An 18,489-nucleotide genomic window follows, 5' to 3' on the forward strand; every position below is an offset into this window, starting at 1 on the left:
CGGGATCGATCGCGACCACCGAACTAGTCTTCAGGTAAGCCGTCCGGATGGACCTCGTGGCTGCTCCGGATCGGTTAGGACCAACAGAGGAGAAAACAATGCCGCGGACCGTGCAGGGTGTGGTGTCGAAGGCGGTCGGCGAACCGGTCGCCCTGGAGGAAATCGTCATTCCGGATCCCGGCCCGGGTGAAGCCGTGGTCAGCATCCAGGCTTGTGGAGTCTGCCACACGGACCTCCACTACCGCGAGGGCGGCATCAGCAACGACTTCCCCTTCTTCCTGGGCCATGAGGCCGCCGGAGTGGTCGAGGAGGTGGGCCCCGGCGTGACCGAGGTGGCGCCAGGGGACTTCGTCATCCTGAACTGGCGGGCCGTGTGCGGCCAGTGCCGGTCGTGCCTGCGGGGCCGGCCCAACATCTGCTTCAGCACCCACAACGCCTCCCAGAAGATGACCCTCGCCGACGGGACGGAGCTATCGGCCGCCCTCGGCATCGGCGCTTTCGCGGAAGCCACCCTCGTGGCGGCCGGCCAGTGCACGAAGGTGGACCCCGCCGCCTCGCCCGTGGCGGCCGGCCTGCTCGGTTGCGGCGTCATGGCCGGTATCGGGGCGGCCATCAACACCGGGGGTGTGGGCCCCGGCGACAGCGTGGCGGTGTTCGGCTGCGGGGGTGTAGGCGACGGCGCCATCGCGGGCGCCAAGCTGGCCGGAGCGACCACGATCATCGGCGTAGACATAGACAACCGCAAGCTCGAATGGGCCACCGAGTTCGGCGCCACCCACACCGTCAACTCCAACGACAAGGACCCGGTCCACGCCATCAAGGAGCTGACCGGGGGTAACGGGGTCGACGTGGCCATCGAGGCGATCGGCCTGCCCCACGTCTACCAGCAGGCGTTCAAGGCCCGTGACCTGGCCGGCACGGTGGTGCTCGTGGGGGTGCCCGCCCCGGACATGACCCTTGAACTGCCGTTCATCGAGGTCTTCGGCCGCGGCGGCGCCCTGAAGTCGAGCTGGTACGGCGACTGCCTCCCTTCGAAGGACTTCCCCATGCTGATCGACCTTTACCTCCAGGGCCGCCTCGACCTCGACCGCTTCGTTTCGGAGACGATCGGCGTCGGGGACGTCGAGGAGGCCTTCCACAAGATGGAGCGCGGCGAGGTGCTTCGCTCGGTAGTCGTATTCTGAGCCGGAGCTAGACCGATGGCTCTCGAACTGGTTACGACTGCCGGGCTGTTCCGCCTAGACGGCGGGGAGTGGGAGGTCACCAACAACAACTGGCTGGTCGGTGACGACCGGGAAGTGCTGGTGATCGATGCCGGCCACGACCACGCTCCGATCGTGGAGGCGGTGGCCGGACGGCGGGTTACCGCCATCTTGCTCACCCACGGCCACAACGATCACATCGACTCGGCGGTGGCCCTGCGGGAACGGGTCGACGCTCCGATCATGCTCCACCCGGACGACCGGATGCTGTGGGACATGGTGTATGCCGAGGAAGCTCCGGATCGTGACCTGGAGCACGGCGGCGCCCTGCGGGTGGCCGGGCACAAACTCGGCGTGATCCACACTCCCGGTCATTCACCGGGCTCGTGCTGCTTCCGGGACGAAGGGAGCGGGCTGGTGTTCTCGGGCGACACCCTGTTCAACGGGGGGCCGGGCGCCACCGGTCGGAGCTTCAGCGACCGGCCCACCATCCTGCGGAGCATTCGCGACCTGCTGCTCGTGCTCCCGGACGAGACCGTCGTCCACACCGGCCACGGCGACAGCACCACCATCGGCGCAGAACGGGCCGGGGTACTCGATCGGATCGCCGAGCTGGGTATCGGCTGACGCAGGCGCCCGGCGGCCTCCTACCAGGGGTGTGGGGCCGCTTATAATCGGTGGCCGCCCGTCGGAGTGGCGGAATTGGTAGACGCGCTAGGTTGAGGGCCTAGTGCCCGCAAGGGCGTGGAGGTTCGAGTCCTCTCTCCGACACCGGCAAACCACCCGGTCACACCGGGCCGGACAGTATCCTTCCGGCCGTGTCTCAGATCGATCAAACCCATGGGGAGCCGGAAGGGCCGGTGGTCCTGGGAACACCTTCCATCCATCCCGACTCGTTCGTGGCGCCCGGCGTCCATATCTACGGCAACGCAGTTATAGAAGCCCGCGCCGTCGTCATGTTCGGGGTGGTGATCCGCGCCGAGCTGGACCGGGTGGAGGTGCGGGCCGGATCGAATGTCCAGGACAACACGGTGATTCACTGCGACCCCGGCTTCCCGTGCGTGGTGGGCAGGAACGCCACCGTCGGGCATGCCGCGGTGCTTCACAGCGTGAGAGTCGGCGACCATTGCCTGGTCGGGATCGGCGCTATGGCGCTCACCGGCTCCGAGCTGGGCGAGGGGGCCTGGCTGGCGTCCGGCGCCGTGCTCCCGGAGGGCCGGAGCATCCCACCGTGGACCCTCGCCATGGGCATCCCGGCCAAGCCCGTCCGGCGGCTGACCGAGGACGAGATCGAGCGCCAGAGATCCGGGGTGGCCACGTACCAGCAGTTCCTGGAGGCCTACAAGCCGCTGCTGGGCTGAGCCTCGCCTTCTCCCGTTGCGGGCGGCGGCCGCCCGGGCACATACAATCCATGGGGGAATACCCGCGTACCACCGCTAGGCTTCAGCCCCCCTGCCGGACCCGTAGGTCATGAAACCACCTGAAATCCCCCAATTGATATCCGAGTTGATCGAGATGTCCAAGGCCTACCTCGCTCAGGAGACGGTCGCTCCCTTGCGCAGAGTGGCGCGTTTCGCGGGGTTCAGTTTGCTGGCGGGGTTGCTGTTCGCCGTTGGGTGGCTATTGCTTTCCATCGCCGGGCTGAGGCTGGTGCTGGACTTGCTTCCCGACAGCGCTCTATGGAGTGTCCTGGGCTACTTTATCGGCGCGGCGGTCGCCGCCCTGATGGCCCTCTTCGTAATGTGGCTGGTCAACCGCCCGAGGGAGTCCCCGTGATCACCCGTGACGACATCGAGGCCAAGGCTCGCCAGATCGAGGAAGCCGTCACGGACACCGGTGACTTCGTCCGCTCGGCTGCGATGAGGAATGCGTTGGGATGGGCGGGCGCCCTCGCCGCCGCCTTCCTGATCGGACGTAGACGCGCCCGGCGCCGCGGCGCCCGTATCGAGATCCACCGCCTCTAGCCCTGATTCTCACTGTTCCGGCCCACCGGGGTGCTCCGGGTCGGAGCCCGGGCTCCCACTCCGTTCGCACCGGAAACCCCGAGCTGTGAAGAAGAGCCGGGGTGTAGTTACTTCCCGTCCACCCGGAAGGCCACCGGCGCCTCGCCCGGCCGCGAGACCCGCAGACCCACCGACTGGCCGGCCGTCAGCCGAGCCTTCGCTACCCGTGAGCCGGCCGGCCTCCAACGCTTGTTGAACCGCACCACGAGCACGGTCAGGCCCACCAGGATGAGCGGCCACCGACCTTCCCGAAGGCCTTGGAAGAGGTAACGAACGCCGCGACCGGCGGAGAAGAAACGGAACATCATTGCCCAGGCTAGCCGTAGCCCGGCCGGACAAAGGCCTTGAAACTGTCACAGCCACCCTATAACTTGCCTAACGCCAAGCACCTACACCAGCCGCAAGCGCCTCACCGATCAGACCGGCCTGGCCCGCAGGGAACATTCTCAGGCTTTAGGGAGCACCTCGCCGACACCCGGCCCCAACCCGGGCATGGCCGAACACGCCCCCAAGCCAACGGTGGTGGTGGCGGGGGAGGGCCCAGCGGGGAGGGCCGGATTTGGCGTTTTTCGCGGCTTTTCGAGCGATTTCTCGAACTTTGGGTGTAGGGCGCCACCCACGGCGCCCTGAACCTCAGGAACACAGCACCACGCACGGCGTTCTGGCCCCAGGTTCCAGATTACGGGCTCTCGGCGGCCGATTGTCGCGTTCTGCGGTGATACTGGACACTAGATTGACGGCAGGGTGTCGAGAGTTACGGAAAATGGCACCCGGCCGGAACATGGGAGAGTTGATGAGGCAGACGCCCACATGGGTGAAGGTGGTGGTCTGGGTCACCGTGGCGGGCCTGGTGCTGACCATGGTGGCCAGCCTTGCCTCCATCGGGTTCTGACGGTCGTGGCTGCAGGAGTCCCGTTCGGGGAGGGCGAGCCGGCGCTCCTGCTCGATGACAAGGGCCGCAAGTACCTGCTGCACCTGCGCTCCACCGCAACCTTCCAGTACCACCGGGGAAGCCTTGCCCACGCCGACATTATCGGCCGGCCCGAAGGCACCAGGTTCACATCCTCGAACGGCGCACCGCTGATCGGTGTCCGTCCTCGCCTGGCCGATTACATCCTCAAGATGCGACGCGGGCCGCAGGTCGTGTATCCGAAGGATCTCGGCCCGATCCTCCTGCATGCCGACATCGGCCCCGGCCTCACCGTCGTGGAGGCGGGAACGGGATCCGGCGCCGCCACTATGGCCCTGGTCCGGGCGGTGGGCCCGACCGGCCGGGTTGTCTCGTGCGAGCTCCGTGAGGACCACGCAGCCCGCGGGCGGGCCAACATCGAGCGCTACTTCGGATCGATTCCCGGACACCTCGACCTCCGGGTGGGCGATGTCCGGGAAATCGTGGCCGAGGTCGAGCATGACCGCCTCTTCCTGGACCTTGCGGAGCCCTGGCAGGTCATCCCGGCCGCAGCTGAGACGTTACGACCCGGCGGTCTCGTCGCCGGCTACGTCCCCACGGTCCCGCAGGTCGACAGGATCCACAGCACCCTGGAGTCCAGCGACCGGTTCGTAGATGTCGAGACCTTCGAAGTCCTGCTCCGGACCTGGCACGTCGCGGGCCGTTCGGTGCGCCCGGACCACGGAATGGTCGGCCACACCGGATTCGTGACCACCGCTCGATGCGTCCACCCCTGAGGGTTCGATTGCCCAAGAAGAGCGCAACCACTCGTATACTGCCCGAAATGCTCAGGCGGGTGAATGACTGATCGACAGATGCCGTACGAGTACGAGCACCGGGTCAACGCGCTCCGGGGCACCGTCCATGCTCTCGAGGAAGAAGTATCCGTCCTGCGCCGTCGTCTCCAGGACGCCCCGCGCCGGGTTCGGATGCTGGAGAGCCGCCTCGCCGAGGTCAAGGCCCAGCTTGCCCTGGCCGGCCAGCGCAACGAGAAGCTGTCCGCCGTGCTGGAGGAGGCCAGGGAACAGCTCGCCATGCTCAGGGCCGAGGTGGAGAAGCTGACCACCGCCCCCAATCCGTTCGCCACGGTCCTGGCTGTCAACAGCGACAGCACGGTCGACGTAATCAGCGGGGGGCGGCAGATGCGTGTCAACGCCCAACCCTCCATCGAGATCAAGGAGCTCCAGCGCGGTCAGCAGGTGCTGGTGAACGACTCGATGAACATCGTGGAGGTGAGGGATTTCGACCGCCAGGGTCAGGTCGTCACCATCAAGGAGCTCCTCTCCGACGACCGCCTGCTGGTGATGGCCCACGCCGACGAGGAGCGGGTCGTGGAGCTGGCAGGACCCTTGCAGGGTGTTTTCCTGAGGATCGGAGACCACGTCCGCATCGATCCCCGCCACGGCCTCGCCTACGAGAGGCTGATCAGGCCCGAAGTGGAGGAACTGGTTCTCGAGGAGGTTCCCGACGTCACCTACGAGCAGGTGGGTGGACTCAAGGACCAGATCGAAGCGATCAAGGACGCGGTCGAACTCCCTTACGTCCACCGCGACCTGTTCGAGGAATACGGACTGGTGGCGCCGAAGGGTGTTCTGCTCTACGGGCCTCCCGGCTGCGGCAAGACCCTCATCGCCAAGGCGGTGGCCAACAGCCTGGCCGACGCGGTGGCCAGGCGCACCGGCCACCAGGATGCCCGGTCCTACTTCCTCAACATCAAGGGTCCGGAGCTTCTCAACAAGTACGTGGGCGAAACCGAGCGGCAGATCCGGCTGATCTTCCAGCGAGCCCGGGAGAAGTCGGACGAGGGCGTGCCCGTAATCGTCTTCTTCGATGAGATGGACTCCCTGTTCCGGACCCGGGGCACCGGCATCTCATCGGACGTCGAGTCCACCATCGTCCCGCAGCTTCTCTCGGAACTCGACGGCGTGGAGATGATCAAGAACGTGATCGTGATCGGCGCCTCCAACCGGGAAGACCTCATCGATCCGGCCATCCTCCGCCCCGGAAGGCTGGACGTGAAGATCAAAATCGCCCGTCCCAACAGTTCGGCGGCCAGGCAGATCTTCAAGATCTACCTCGGTCCCGACCTCCCGTTCGACGCCGAGGCTCTCGAAGCTGCGGGCGGTGATCCGGTTGTACTGGTGGACCGCATCGTTGACCGCGTGGTGGAGAAGATGTATGCCGAGAGCGACCAGAATCGCTTCCTCGAAGTCACCTACCAGAACGGTGACCGGGAAGTCCTCTACTTCCGTGACTTCGCCTCCGGCGCCATGATCGAGAACATCGTCCGCCGGGCCAAGAAGGCTGCCATCAAGCGGCGGATAGCCGGCGACGCCGGCGGGATCGGCGCCCAAGACCTGCTGGTCGGGATCAAGCAGGAGTTCCGGGAGCACGAGGACCTCCCGAACACCACCAACCCGGACGACTGGGCCAAAATATCCGGGAAGAAGGGGGAGCGGATCGTATACGTTCGAACCCTCATCGAGGGAGAGGACGAGTCGAGGACCATCGAGGCGGTCGGCGCAGGCCAGTACCTGTAGGCATGGCAACCCCCAAAGTCATCGGGACCGAGACCGAATACGGGATCACCGTCCGCAACCAACCGGACTTCAACCCGACCCTCGCTTCCTCTCTCGTGGTCAACTCCTACCAGGGGGGACGCGTTCGAGTGCGATGGTCGTTCGACGAGGAAACCCCGGGCCGCGACGCCCGCGGGGGCGGCCACGAGGACCACGGCCTGGCCGAGCCCGATTCCGGCCTGGTCAACGTGGTGTTGACCAACGGCGCCCGCTTCTACGTCGACCACGCCCATCCCGAGTACTCCAGCCCCGAATGCGTGGATCCCCGGCAGGCCGCCCTGTACGACAAGGTGGGGGAGAGGGTGGTTGCCACGGCCGTGGACCAGGCCTACCAGATCCTCCGGCCGGGCGAGTACATGTACGTCCACAAGAACAACAGCGACGGGAAGGGCAACTCCTACGGCTACCACGAGAACTACCTGGTCGACCGGGAGTTGCCTTTCTCCGACCTGATCCGCTACGCCACGACATGGCTGGTAACCCGCCAGATCTTCACCGGGTCGGGGAAGCTCGGCTCCGAGAACGGCCGCCCGCCGGTGCGGTACCAGATCAGCCAGCGAGCCGACTTCTTCGAGGAGGAGGTCGGCCTGGAGACCACTCTCAAGAGACCCATCATCAATACCAGGGACGAGCCTCACGGTGACCCGGCCCGGTATCGCCGATTCCACGTCATCATCGGCGACGCCAACATGTCCGAGGTACAGACGTTCGTGAAGCTGGGAACCACCGCCTTGCTGCTGGCCGCCATCGAGGACCGGGCCATCCCCGACGATCTGGCCCTGGCAGACCCGGTCTCGGCTACGTGGCAATTGAGCCATGACGTCTCCCTCAGCCTCCCCATCGCGATGTCCGACGGGTCGACCGCCACCGCTCTCGAGCTCCAGTTCCGCTACCTCGAGTGGCTGTCGAAGTATGCGGCCTCCAACCATCCGGACCCGGTGTGGGCGGACGTCATCACCGAGTGGAGTTCCATCCTCAACGACCTGGAGCACGACGTGATGCTCACTTCGGACCGGATCGACTGGACCGCAAAGCTACGCATGCTGAGCGCCTTCCGCCGGCGGGACGACCTGGAATGGCACGATCCCAAGCTGGCCATGGCAGCACTCCAGTACCACGACACCGACCCCCGCAAGGGCTTGGCATACCGGCTCGAGGAGCGGGGGCTGCTCCGGAGGATCTTCGGCGACGACGAACTACGGCGGGCGACCCTGGAACCGCCGGCCGACACCCGCGCCTACTTCCGAGGACGATGCGTCAAGAAGTACCCCGACTCGCTCGTGGCGGCCAACTGGGACTCACTGGTGTTCGATGTGGGTGAGGAATCCCTCAAGCGAGTGCCTATGATGGAGCCCTTGCGTGGTAACGAGTCCCTGGTTGGAGACCTGCTCGACACCTCTCCGGACGCGGCCGCGCTTCTGGACGCTCTGGGAGGATGCTGAGCACGTGGATTGGGCAGGCCCCGCTGTCACAGACTCGAGATCTTGCCATCAACCGTCCATACCGCCCTTTCACAGAAAGACGAAGCCGATGACCGCCAGAGCACGCCTGGTTGTTTCGCGGACAGACCACTTTCGCGTCTGCCTGTGGAATGGCGGTGTGGTATGGCGTCGGCAGCGGTGTTCCTCGCAAGGCCCGCTGACGAAGGCATACCCGCAGGGTACGTTGAGGAAGCGGAACGCAGCGACGGGACACCGATGACCGCCAGACCACACCAAGTTGTTTCGCGGACAGACCACTGTGGTCTGCCTGTGGAATGGCGGTGTGGTCCGGCGAAGGCAGCGGTGTTCCTCGCAAGGCCCGCTGACGAAGGCATACCCGCAGGGTACGTTGAGGAAGCGGAACGCAGCGACGGGACACCGATGACCGCCAGACCACACCAAGTTGTTTCGCAGGCAGACCACTAGGAGGAAAAGAGATGGCACAGGAACAAGAACGGACCCGGCGCCGTCCCGGCGCGGTCTCCGAGCCGGTTACGGCATCTCCGCACGTCGCCGGCCAAGGCGGCGTTCACAAGATAGATGAACTCCTGGACGAGATAGATTCCGTACTCGAGGAGAACGCCGAGGAGTTCGTCAAGAACTACGTGCAGAAGGGTGGGCAGTGACAGGTAGCCTGCTTCCTCTCGGAGCGCCCCTGCCCGGCGCCAGCTTCACCGAGCTGATCAGGTCGCTCGATCTCGCTCCGGAGTGGGCACTCGGGCCCGACGGCGCGCCTGCCGGCTTCCAACCGCCCGACGCCACCACGGTGCTGGCCCTCCGCTACGACGGCGGGGTGGTGATGGTGGGGGATCGCCAGGCTACGGCCGGCTACGACATCGCCCATCGCCACATCCAGAAGGTCTTCGCAGCGGATTCCTACTCGGCCGTCGCCATATCGGGAACAGCGGGGCTCGGAGTCGAGTTGATCCGCCTTTTCCAGACCGAGTTGGAGCACTACGAGAAGCTCGAGGGCGTGCGGCTCAGCCTGGACGGTAAGGCCACCTACCTCGCCCGGATGGTTCGTTCCCAGCTTCCGATGGCCCTGCAGGGGTTCGTGGTGGTACCGCTGTTCTGCGGGATCGATCCCGACGACGGAACCGGGCACGTGTTCACCTTCGACGCCATCGGGGGGCGCTACGAGGAGCGGGACTTCGGTGCCGTCGGGTCGGGGAGCCGGGAAGCACGGGCATACCTGAGAACGGTATACAGCCCCGGATCCGCCCGGACCGAGGCCATCGACCACAGCATCGCCGCACTAGTGGCGGCGGCCGGCCAGGACCTGGCGACCGGAGGTCCCGACCTTCGGCGCGGGATCTACCCCAATGTGATCACGGTAACCACCGACGGTCTTGAGGAGGTCGACGAGAGAGCGGTCGCGGCGGCAGCCGAACGGGCATTGGAGGTGGTCCGGTGACCCTCCCGTTCTACGTAGCCCCCGAACAGCTGGTCAAGGACCGCGCCGAGTACGCCCGCAAGGGCATCGCCCGAGGGCGATCGATCGCCGCCCTGGAGGTTCAGGAGGGGGTACTGCTGCTGGCGGAGAACCCCAGCCGCACTCTCACCAAGATTTCCGAGATCTACGACCGGATCGCCTTCGCCGGAGTGGGCAAGTACAACGAGTTCGAGTCGTTGCGCGTGGCGGGCATCCGCTACGCAGACATCAAGGGATACCAGTACGGGCGCCGTGACGTCACCGGCAAGAGCCTGGCGTCCGCCTTCTCGCAGACGCTGGGAAACATCTTCGTTCAGGGACCCAAGCCCTTCGAGGTCGAGGTGCTCGTGGCGGAGGTCGGCCGGACCGTGGCCGAGGATCGCCTGTTCAAGGTGACATACGACGGCACCCTGTACGACAAGCGGGGTTACACGGCCATCGGGGGGCAGGCTGACGAGCTTTCCGACCGGCTGGGGGAGGCCTACGAGGGCACTCCCGGCCTGGTGGAGGCCCTGGCCCTGGCCGCCGAAGCCTTCCGGGATGTCGAGGACCGCGCGATCGACGGCTGGGAGGGCGCCCTTCTGGCGCGGGAGGGTCCGCCGCGCCGGTTCCGCCGCCTGACCAAGGAAGAACTCGGCGGGATCGCAGCCCCCGAATAGGCCGGTGTTCGGCAGGACCGGCCGCCGGTGCGTTTAGCCTATCGAGCCATGGACCGGCGCATCTTCGGAATCGAGAACGAGTTCGGGATCACGTGCACCCTTCGTGGCCAGCGCCGCCTCAGTCCCGATGAGGTGGCCCGCATCCTGTTCCGCGGGGTCGTGACCTGGGGTAGGTCCTCGAACGTCTTCCTCGAGAACGGAGCGCGGCTCTACCTGGACGTCGGAAGCCATCCGGAGTACGCCACACCGGAATGCGACGACCTCCTCGACCTGGTGGCGCACGACAAGGCCGGGGAACGAGTCCTGGAGGACCTCCAGCGTTCCGCCGAACAGCGGCTCCGGAACGACGGCATCAGGGGGAACATCTTCCTCTACAAGAACAACACCGACTCGGCCGGCAACTCCTACGGGTGCCATGAGAACTACCTGGTGCTCCGCAAGGCTGACTTCCAGAAGATGCTGGACATCCTCATACCGTTCCTGGTCAGCCGCCAGATCTTCTCGGGGGCGGGCAAGCTCCTCCAGACCGCCAAGGGGCCCACCTTCTCGATCTCGCAACGCGCCGATCACATCTGGGAAGGGGTGTCCTCGGCCACCACGAGATCGCGGCCCATCATCAACACGCGGGATGAGCCTCACGCCGACGCCGAGCGCTTCCGGCGGCTTCATGTGATCGCCGGCGATTCCAACATGAACGAATACGCCACCTACGTCAAGGTGGGCGCCACCGTCGCGCTGCTGGAGATGATCGAAGCGGATGTGGTGTTCCGGGACCTGACCCTGGCCAACCCCATCCGCGCCATCCGGGAGATCAGCCAGGATCCGACCTGCCGGCAACCGGTTCGCCTGGCCAACGGCCGGATGCTGTCCGCCCTTGACATCCAGTGGGAATACCTGGATCGGATCATCCGGTACGCCCGGAGCCCCGGCTTCCCACCCTCGGTGCAGCGAGCCGTCGAGATGTGGGAGCACCTGCTCACCGGCCTGGAGAAGGACCCCTTCTCTCTCGAACGCCAGGTCGATTGGGTCACGAAGTACCACCTCATCGAGCGCTACCGGGCCAAGCACGACCTGACGCTCTCTGACGCCCGGGTCCAGCTCCTGGACCTCAGCTATCACGATGTGACGGAGGATCGCAGCCTCTATTACCTGCTGGCCCGGCGGGGTGTCGTGGAGCGCCTCGTAACCGACGCCGCCATCGCCATCGCCAAGGAGAAACCTCCGCAGACCACCCGTGCCCGGCTCCGGGGCGAGTTCATCGCCGCCGCCAAGGCCCGCAACCGCGACTACACGGTGGACTGGGTCCACCTGAAACTGAACGACCAGGCTCAGCGGACCGTGCTCTGCAAGGATCCTTTCAAGGCATTCGACGAGCGGGTGGAGCGCCTGATCGCTGGCCTATGAAATCCGAAGAGGAGAGCCTTCTGCGTCAGTGGCCTGTGGCTTGTAGTGGCCAGTGGCCGGTTGCGACCTGATCGGTCAACCAGGTTCCTTGTGGCCCTCAAGCCCCTTCGATTGCCGCGTCATCCTCCCAGGGTTAAGGAACTCACTGACCACTGACCACTAGCCACGGACCATCGAGATCGGTACATTTGGTAGACCATGAGCACCGTCGTAGAACGCTTGATCAACCTGCTGGCTTATCTGGTCGATTCGTCGCGTCCCGTCACCGCCGAGCAGATACGCAACACGGTGGCCGGGTACCAGAGCTTGTCCGACCAGGCCTTCCACCGCAAGTTCGAGCGGGACAAGGCCAGCCTGCGCGAGCTGGGGATCGAACTCGAGAAGGAAGCCACCGACGCCTGGGAGGTCGAGTGGGGTTACGTGGTCCCGGATCGCAACTACCGGACCATCGAACCGGGACTCACCGATGAGGAACGGACCGCGCTGGCCCTCGCGGTGCACATGGTGCGCTCCGGCGGCTGGCCGTCGGGCGCCAACGGCCTGCTCAAGCTGGGCGGGGCCCGGCTCGCCGACACGGACACACCGGTGGGCGCCGACCTGGGTCTGGGCAGCGAGTACCTCGGTCTCATCTTCCAGGCGGTGCTGGAACGCCGCCGGCTCCGGTTCACCTATCGGGGCCGGCCGCGCACCCTTCACACCTACGCCATGCACCACCGGCGCGGCCACTGGTACTTCGCGGGGGTCGAGCCGGGACAGGACGGAACGATTCGGACGTACCGGCTCGACCGGACGGAGCACCTCGAGATGGTGGGAGAACCGGACGCCTTCCCGCGGCCCGAGGGCTTCAGCGCCCGGGACATCCTGGCGTCGCTGCCCTGGGAGCAACGCGAGCCACAGCGGTCCCTGATCGAATGCGATGCCGACATCGCCTGGTGGGTCGAAGACCGGTTTCCCGATGCCACGGCCGTGGGGCGTACCGAGGCAGGAGGAACGATCCTGGAGGTCCCCTACACGAGCGACTCGTTGCTCGACATCGTCATCCAACTCGATGACGGGGCGGTGATCCTCGACCCTCCGGAACTCCGGGCCGAGATGGTCCGGAGGCTCGAGGCCGGCCGGTGACCGCCTCCAAGACACAGCAGCGGCTGGCCCGGATCCTGGCCCTGGTCCCGTGGGCGCTGGCCAACCCCTACCCGACCGTCACCGAGGTCATGGAGCGGTTCGGCTACACGAGCCGTCGCCAGCTCGCCGACGATCTCAACCTGCTCTTCTGCTGCGGGCTACCCGGCTACGGCCCCGGTGACCTGATGGTGGCGTACATGGATGGGGACGAGGTGGTTCTGGACATGGCCGACTACCTCTCGCGACCGCTCCGGCTCACGCCGCACGAAGCTCTGGGCCTGCTCAGCGCCGGTCTGGCCGTGGCCGGCACTTCCCAGGGGAACGAGGCGCTGGCCAGGGCGGTGGACAAGCTGACCAGTGCCCTCTTCCCGGAGGCCCCAACCGTCATCGCGGCCGAATTGCCTCCCGAACCCGACCATCTCGACACCCTGCGCCGGGCCGCCCGGGACGGGACCGTGCTGACCATCACCTACCTGTCCCTTAGCACCAACCGGACCACCGTTCGAGCCATCGAACCGTTAATGGTCCACGCCTCGATGGGGAGTTGGTACCTCCTGGCGCATTGCCGTCTGGCCGGTGACCGGCGCCTGTTCCGCGTGGACCGGATCCGATCGGTGGACGAGTCGGGGGAGGTGTTCGCACCTCCGGCCAAGCTGCCGGCCGCTACGAATGTCGACTACACCCCGTCCGCCGACGCCATCTACGCCCGGCTCGCCCTGCGGTCCGGCGCCAGGTGGGTGGCCGAGTACTACCCGGTCGAGATACTGGAGGACACCGGCGAGGAACTCGTCATCCGCTTCGCCATGTCGGACGCACGGGTCGGAGCCCGCCTGCTCCTCCGCCTGGGCGAGCAGGCACGCTTGATCGAGGGACGGGAAGTACGGGAGGAGACCGAACGCCTGCGCGAAGCGATCCTGGCCCGATACGAGGCCTCCGGGACCTGAACCGCCGTCGGGGACGGGTAGGCGCGCGCCGGTAGCATGGGATCGTGTTCGACACGTTCAGCGGTCTCGAGATTCTCACCATCGCCGTGATTGCCCTGGTGGTATTCGGGCCGAACCGCCTGCCCGAAATAGCTCGCACCATCGGCAAGTACGTCCGCGAGCTCCGGGACGCAGTGAGGGATCTTCGCGAGGGGATCGAGCGGGAGGTCGCTCCCATACGCGAGCCGATGAAGGAACTCCGCCAGGATCTCGCCGAACCGGTTAGCGATGTGAAGCGCACGCTGGCGGAGACCGCCGATGCCGCCGGCGCGGTCGACCGCGACATCAGGCAGTCCCTGGAGGACACCGGCCAACCCGCCTCGGCTGCCGGGACTCCCGTCCCGGAGGCCCATGAGGCACGATGGGTGGCCCCCGAACCCCCGGTGGGCGTTTCCCCGAGCGAGGTGTGGGCGGGACTGGACGACCCGATGCCCGAGAACGTGGTACCGCTAGAAACGCCTGGCCCACCTGCTGAGGACGGCCCCGCAACGAACGTCCCGGCGGGGGACGGCGACCAGCTCCGGGATCCCCCTGCCGACGCTGAAGAGGACGAGCCACCGGACAAGGGCGAATGACGGAAGGGGCCGATTCCTCCGGCCAGCCGCTGATGGAGCACCTCACGGAGCTCAGGTCGCGTCTGGTCAAGACCTTCATTGCGGTGGGGGTCGGCACTGTGGTCGCATTCTTCTTCCGCAACCAGATGCTCCACCTGCTGCAGAACTCCTACAGCGAGGTGGCCGGGCGGGATCTGGTGGTGACCGGCCCCACCGATCAGTTCTCGATCGCGATGCGGATGTCGCTCTTCGGCGGGACGGTCCTGGCCAGTCCCGTGATCGCATTCCAGGCATGGGCCTTCATCAACCCGGGGCTTACCCAGAGAGAACGCAAGTGGGCGTTCCCGGTGGTGGCAGCGCTGGTCACCCTGTTCTGCCTCGGCGTCGGATTCGCCTACTGGAGCCTCCCCCGGGCGGTGGCGTTCCTCGTTTCGATCTTCGAGGACCTGGAGAACCTGTGGACGGTCGAGCTCTACACCCGTTTCGTGATCCGGTTCCTGTTGCTGTTCGGCATATCGTTCCAGTTCCCGGTGTTCCTGTTCGGCGCGGCCGCGGCCGGCGCGGTTACCTCGGACAAGCTGGCGGCCGGTCGACGCTGGGCGGTGCTCATCATCGTCGTGGTGGGGGCCGCGGTGAGCCCCACCGGCGATCCGGTCACGCTCCTGCTGCTCTCGACCCCCCTCTACCTTTTCTACGAGGCCACCATCTGGCTGATCCGCCTGACCCTGAAAAAATGAGGGTTCACACCTTCTTCGAATCCCTTCCGTTCACGGCGGATCCCTACCAGGTACTGGCCGCCGAGATGGTGGAGATGGGCCGTTCGGTGGTCGTGACCGCGCCCACCGGCGCCGGTAAGACCCTGATAGCCGAGGCCGCCATCCACCTGAGCCTGGCCAACCGGCGCCGCGTGTTCTACACCACGCCTCTCAAGGCGCTGTCCAACCAGAAGTTCCGCGACTTCGGCGCCATCCATGGAAGCGACCGGGTCGGGTTGCTCACCGGCGACAACACCATCAACCACGATGCTCCCGTGGTGGTGATGACCACAGAGGTGCTGCGCAACATGATCTACGCCGGATCTGACCTGTCCAGGGTCGACACAGTGGTCCTCGACGAGGTTCACTACCTCCAGGACCGGTTCCGCGGCGCGGTTTGGGAGGAGGTGATCATCCACGCTCCACCCCATATCCGGTTGGTGTGCCTGTCGGCGACCGTGTCCAACGCGGCCGAGTTCACCGACTGGTTGCGCTCCCGCCGGGGACCCACCGAGTTGATCGTAGAGGAGCACCGGCCGGTGCGCCTCGAACGGTGGTGGTCGGTCTGGGACCGCTTCGACCGGGAGGTGCATCTCCTACCGCTCTACATGGAGGGGTCCGGCGGGATCCGTCCCAATGCGGCCATTCCACGCCTCCTGGCCCGGAGGGGTGGCCGTCGCCGCAGGTTCTCGCCGCCCAAGAGAACCTCGGTAGTGGAGCATCTCGCCTTTCTCGACCTGCTCCCGGCCATCTACTTCCTGTTCTCGCGGGCCGGGTGCGACGATGCGGCCGACCAGGTCGTCGCGACCGGAATCCGGCTCACCGACGCCGCCGAACGGGACGAGATCCGGCGCCGGGCCGAGGAGGGTACGGACCACCTCGCATGGTCCGACCTGCGGACCCTGGGACACGACCGGTGGCTGGCCAGGCTCGAGCGGGGAGTGGCGGCCCACCATGCCGGCCTCGTGCCCGCCTTCAAGGAGGTGGTGGAACAACTCTTCTGCGACGGGCTGATCAAGGTGGTGTTCGCCACCGAGACTCTGGCGCTGGGCATCAACATGCCCGCCCGGACCGTCGTTCTCGACCGGCTGTCAAGGTTCACGGGCGAGAGCCATGAACTGTTGCTCCCCGGCGAGTTCACCCAGCTGACAGGTCGGGCCGGACGGCGGGGTATCGATACGGTGGGCCACGGAGTGGTGCTGCATTCCCCCTTCGTGCCCTTCGAGCGGATGGCGTCGATCGCCCGGCTCGGCAGCCACCCTCTCCGGTCCAGCTTCCGTCCCACCTACAACATGCTGGTCAACCTGGTGGCCAACTACTCCCGCCGCCAGGCCGAGCGGCTCCTCGCAGCCTCGTTCGCTGAGTTCCAGGACCGGCGCAGCCGGCGCCGCAGCAACGGGGGCGCCCGCAGGTCGGGACCTCGCCGGAGCAGTCTTCTGCAGAGGTTCGACCGGGCCCGGCGGCTCCTCGAGCAACGCGGACACATCCGAGACTGGGCACTCGAGCCCGGGGGAGAGGCGCTCCGGGTCGTGTACAACGACCTGGGCCTCTTGCTCGTCGAGGCGACACGCGACGGGGTTTTCGACGGGCTGCGTGCGCCGGAACTGGTGGCCCTGGTATCCACCTTCGCCTACGAGCCGCGACGCGACGCGGAGGAGCCGGACGGCTGGCCCACGACGCCCCTCGAGAGCGCTTGGCGCCGGTTGGTGGAGCAGGCCGAAGACCTCGCCGCCACCGAGCAGCACCACGGCCTGCCCGTGACGCGCTTTCCCCATCCCGGGTTCGCCTGGCTCGCCTACGCCTGGGCGCTCCGGCTCGACCTGGAGGAGCTCCTTGACGAGGGCTCTCTCGCCGCCGGGGACTTCGTCCGTACCACCCGATCCGTTCTCGACCTCCTGCGCCAGGTGGGAGACGCGGCGCGTGTCCTGGGGAACAGCGACCTCGAAAGCGCGGCAAGCCGCGCCCGCCGGGCCATCGATCGGGGAATCGTCACCGCCGGCGGCGTCGTATGACTCCCTGGCTGGTGCTGGTGAACCCACATGCCGGCCGGGGCCGGTCTGCCAAGGACGACACTCTGGCCGCCCTGCGGTCCCTTTCCGTGCCCGCCGATGTTATGGAGGTGGACGGGACGGCCGCGCTGAGGGATGCCGTCAGGGACGCCGCCCGCGCCGGCCGGCGGCGGTTGGTGGCAGTGGGGGGAGACGGGACGGTCAACGCGGTGCTCAACGAGATCATGGCCCATCGGTGGAAGGCGGCACCGCTCCTGGGGATCCTCCCGGCCGGCACCGGCTGCGACCTGCTCCGGACGTTCGGGATCGGTTCCGACCTGGACCGGGCGGCCGCTCGACTGGTCGAAGGGGCGCCCTATCCGGTGGACGTCGGCCTGGCCATGGGCGAGTGGGGCCGGAGGTACTTCCTCAACGTGGCTAGCGCAGGAGCGACGGCGTCGGCCGCCAGGACCGCCCGGCGCATACCGGGTCGCTTCGGTGCGTTCCGCTACGTCGCGGCGGTGGCCGCATCCCTGCCCTCGTGGCGCAGGATCGACGCGCGGGTCCAGGCCGGCAGGCGGGAGTTCTCCGGCCCGGCCCTCACCGTCGTGGCGGCCAACGCTCAGTTCTTCGGCGGCGGCTTCAACATCGCCCCCAGGGCCTCCATGGTGGACGGCCTGCTCGACGTGCAGATCATCACCAGCCGCAGGAGAGAGGTGGCTGCCCTGATGCGAAAGGCAAGAGGCGGGGATCACCTCGCCGACCCCGGTGTCCGGCGGTTCGTAGCCCCCGAGGCGCGGATCGAGACCGACCTACCCTGGCCGGTCGAGGTGGATGGGGAGCCCATCGGCCGGACCCCGCTCCTGGTCCGGCTTCAAGCGGGATGCCTCCGATTGATGATCTGAATCCGTCGCACCCGACCGAAGGCGGCGTTACTGTTCGCAGACCGGGAGCGCATGCGTATACTCTCGCCGCGATCAGACGGGGGGAATAGAGGTTTTGGACGACACGATCCGAGATCCGTTCGACCGGGAAGGCGGCAACAACCTGGACAACGAGAACCCCGACGGCCGAGCCGGTGACGGGGACAACGATGACGAGAACGGCAACGGCGCCGTCGAACTCGACGCCCTGGAGGCGGAGGAGTTGGAAACCGTCGAGGCGACCGAGTCGGCCACCATGCTGGTGGACGAGACCGGCGAGATCCGGGAGATCCGCCGCTCCGAGATGAACCTCGACATCAAGGCAGAGGAAATGCGGGGCGACGAGTTCGTCTGCCGGTCGTGCTTTCTACGCCTCAAGAAGGTGCAGCTGGCTGCTGACGCCCTCTGTCGCGACTGTGCCTGATCACGCCGGCCGGCGGTGGAGCCCGCCGGTC

20 protein-coding genes and 1 tRNA gene are annotated in these 18,489 nt (G+C 66.7%); 20 read left to right on the forward strand and 1 reads right to left on the reverse strand.

From position 1 onward, the window contains the following. The first annotated feature begins 98 nt into the window (after nt 1–98). The 6 genes from ACOQPD_RS02115 (at nt 99) to ACOQPD_RS02140 (ending at nt 3,166) form a co-directional block, all read left to right on the forward strand. Nucleotides 99–1,184, forward strand: coding sequence for an S-(hydroxymethyl)mycothiol dehydrogenase (locus ACOQPD_RS02115; protein ID WP_420613254.1), 1,086 nt, complete (start codon nt 99–101; stop codon nt 1,182–1,184). A 15-nt stretch (nt 1,185–1,199) separates the two neighbouring features. Beyond that, nucleotides 1,200–1,829: an MBL fold metallo-hydrolase gene (locus tag ACOQPD_RS02120; RefSeq protein ID WP_420613255.1), complete on the forward strand. Its 630-nt coding sequence runs from the start codon at nt 1,200–1,202 to the stop codon at nt 1,827–1,829. Between the two features lie 60 nt (nt 1,830–1,889). Beyond that, nucleotides 1,890–1,973: transfer RNA gene (locus tag ACOQPD_RS02125), tRNA-Leu, on the forward strand. Nucleotides 1,974–2,020: 47 nt separating this feature from the next. Continuing rightward, nucleotides 2,021–2,563, forward strand: a complete 543-nt coding sequence (locus ACOQPD_RS02130) for a gamma carbonic anhydrase family protein (protein WP_420613256.1) — start codon at nt 2,021–2,023, stop codon at nt 2,561–2,563. Between the two features lie 109 nt (nt 2,564–2,672). Next, nucleotides 2,673–2,978 (forward strand): hypothetical protein, encoded by a 306-nt coding sequence (locus ACOQPD_RS02135; RefSeq protein ID WP_420613257.1) that lies wholly within the window; start codon nt 2,673–2,675, stop codon nt 2,976–2,978. Continuing rightward, the gene (locus ACOQPD_RS02140; protein WP_420613258.1) at nt 2,975–3,166 is read left to right on the forward strand and encodes a hypothetical protein; all 192 of its coding nucleotides are present in this window, start codon (nt 2,975–2,977) and stop codon (nt 3,164–3,166) included. The genes ACOQPD_RS02135 and ACOQPD_RS02140 overlap by 4 nt, the downstream gene beginning before the upstream one ends. A gap of 107 nt (nt 3,167–3,273) precedes the next feature. Here ACOQPD_RS02140 and ACOQPD_RS02145 read toward each other — a convergent pair whose 3' ends face one another. Continuing rightward, entirely contained in the window at nt 3,274–3,513 is a 240-nt protein-coding gene (locus tag ACOQPD_RS02145) for a hypothetical protein (RefSeq protein WP_420613259.1), read from the reverse strand. A 589-nt stretch (nt 3,514–4,102) separates the two neighbouring features. Between ACOQPD_RS02145 and ACOQPD_RS02150 the strand changes: the two genes are divergently transcribed. The 14 genes from ACOQPD_RS02150 to ACOQPD_RS02215 all read left to right on the forward strand — a co-directional run bounded on the left by ACOQPD_RS02150 (nt 4,103) and on the right by ACOQPD_RS02215 (nt 18,458). Continuing rightward, nucleotides 4,103–4,891 carry a tRNA (adenine-N1)-methyltransferase gene (locus tag ACOQPD_RS02150; RefSeq protein ID WP_420613260.1) on the forward strand — a complete coding sequence of 263 codons (789 nt, stop codon included), beginning with the start codon at nt 4,103–4,105 and terminating at the stop codon, nt 4,889–4,891. 63 nt (nt 4,892–4,954) lie between these two features. Beyond that, entirely contained in the window at nt 4,955–6,694 is a 1,740-nt protein-coding gene (gene arc, locus ACOQPD_RS02155) for a proteasome ATPase (RefSeq protein WP_420613261.1), read from the forward strand. A gap of 2 nt (nt 6,695–6,696) precedes the next feature. Beyond that, the gene (gene dop, locus ACOQPD_RS02160) at nt 6,697–8,175 is read left to right on the forward strand and encodes a depupylase/deamidase Dop (RefSeq protein ID WP_420613262.1); all 1,479 of its coding nucleotides are present in this window, start codon (nt 6,697–6,699) and stop codon (nt 8,173–8,175) included. Between the two features lie 476 nt (nt 8,176–8,651). Continuing rightward, nucleotides 8,652–8,840 carry a ubiquitin-like protein Pup gene (locus ACOQPD_RS02165; protein ID WP_420613263.1) on the forward strand — a complete coding sequence of 63 codons (189 nt, stop codon included), beginning with the start codon at nt 8,652–8,654 and terminating at the stop codon, nt 8,838–8,840. Further along, nucleotides 8,837–9,628 carry a proteasome subunit beta gene (prcB, locus tag ACOQPD_RS02170; protein WP_420613264.1) on the forward strand — a complete coding sequence of 264 codons (792 nt, stop codon included), beginning with the start codon at nt 8,837–8,839 and terminating at the stop codon, nt 9,626–9,628. The genes ACOQPD_RS02165 and prcB overlap by 4 nt, the downstream gene beginning before the upstream one ends. Further along, nucleotides 9,625–10,305 carry a proteasome subunit alpha gene (gene prcA / locus ACOQPD_RS02175; RefSeq protein ID WP_420613265.1) on the forward strand — a complete coding sequence of 227 codons (681 nt, stop codon included), beginning with the start codon at nt 9,625–9,627 and terminating at the stop codon, nt 10,303–10,305. The genes prcB and prcA overlap by 4 nt, the downstream gene beginning before the upstream one ends. Nucleotides 10,306–10,353: 48 nt before the next feature. Further along, a complete protein-coding gene (pafA, locus tag ACOQPD_RS02180) occupies nt 10,354–11,709 on the forward strand; it encodes a Pup--protein ligase (protein WP_420614418.1) in 1,356 nt (451 codons plus the stop codon). Nucleotides 11,710–11,907: 198 nt separating this feature from the next. After that, nucleotides 11,908–12,831 carry a helix-turn-helix transcriptional regulator gene (locus ACOQPD_RS02185; protein ID WP_420613266.1) on the forward strand — a complete coding sequence of 308 codons (924 nt, stop codon included), beginning with the start codon at nt 11,908–11,910 and terminating at the stop codon, nt 12,829–12,831. Beyond that, nucleotides 12,828–13,775, forward strand: coding sequence for a helix-turn-helix transcriptional regulator (locus tag ACOQPD_RS02190; protein ID WP_420613267.1), 948 nt, complete (start codon nt 12,828–12,830; stop codon nt 13,773–13,775). The genes ACOQPD_RS02185 and ACOQPD_RS02190 overlap by 4 nt, the downstream gene beginning before the upstream one ends. A gap of 44 nt (nt 13,776–13,819) precedes the next feature. Further along, a complete protein-coding gene (locus tag ACOQPD_RS02195; RefSeq protein WP_420613268.1) occupies nt 13,820–14,389 on the forward strand; it encodes a Sec-independent protein translocase subunit TatA/TatB in 570 nt (189 codons plus the stop codon). After that, nucleotides 14,386–15,105, forward strand: coding sequence for a twin-arginine translocase subunit TatC (gene tatC / locus ACOQPD_RS02200; protein WP_420613269.1), 720 nt, complete (start codon nt 14,386–14,388; stop codon nt 15,103–15,105). Before ACOQPD_RS02195 ends, tatC begins: the two co-directional genes overlap by 4 nt. Further along, on the forward strand, nt 15,102–17,135 hold the full coding sequence (locus tag ACOQPD_RS02205; RefSeq protein WP_420613270.1) for a DEAD/DEAH box helicase: 2,034 nt from the start codon (nt 15,102–15,104) through the stop codon (nt 17,133–17,135). Before tatC ends, ACOQPD_RS02205 begins: the two co-directional genes overlap by 4 nt. Beyond that, nucleotides 17,132–18,016 (forward strand): diacylglycerol/lipid kinase family protein, encoded by an 885-nt coding sequence (locus ACOQPD_RS02210; RefSeq protein ID WP_420613271.1) that lies wholly within the window; start codon nt 17,132–17,134, stop codon nt 18,014–18,016. Before ACOQPD_RS02205 ends, ACOQPD_RS02210 begins: the two co-directional genes overlap by 4 nt. Before the next feature lie 94 nt (nt 18,017–18,110). Beyond that, on the forward strand, nt 18,111–18,458 hold the full coding sequence (locus ACOQPD_RS02215) for a DUF4193 family protein (protein ID WP_420613272.1): 348 nt from the start codon (nt 18,111–18,113) through the stop codon (nt 18,456–18,458). Nucleotides 18,459–18,489: the final 31 nt, after the last annotated feature.

Source organism: Candidatus Spongiisocius sp., from assembly GCF_965221825.1.
In the GTDB taxonomy this organism is placed as follows: domain Bacteria; phylum Actinomycetota; class Acidimicrobiia; order Spongiisociales; family Spongiisociaceae; genus Spongiisocius.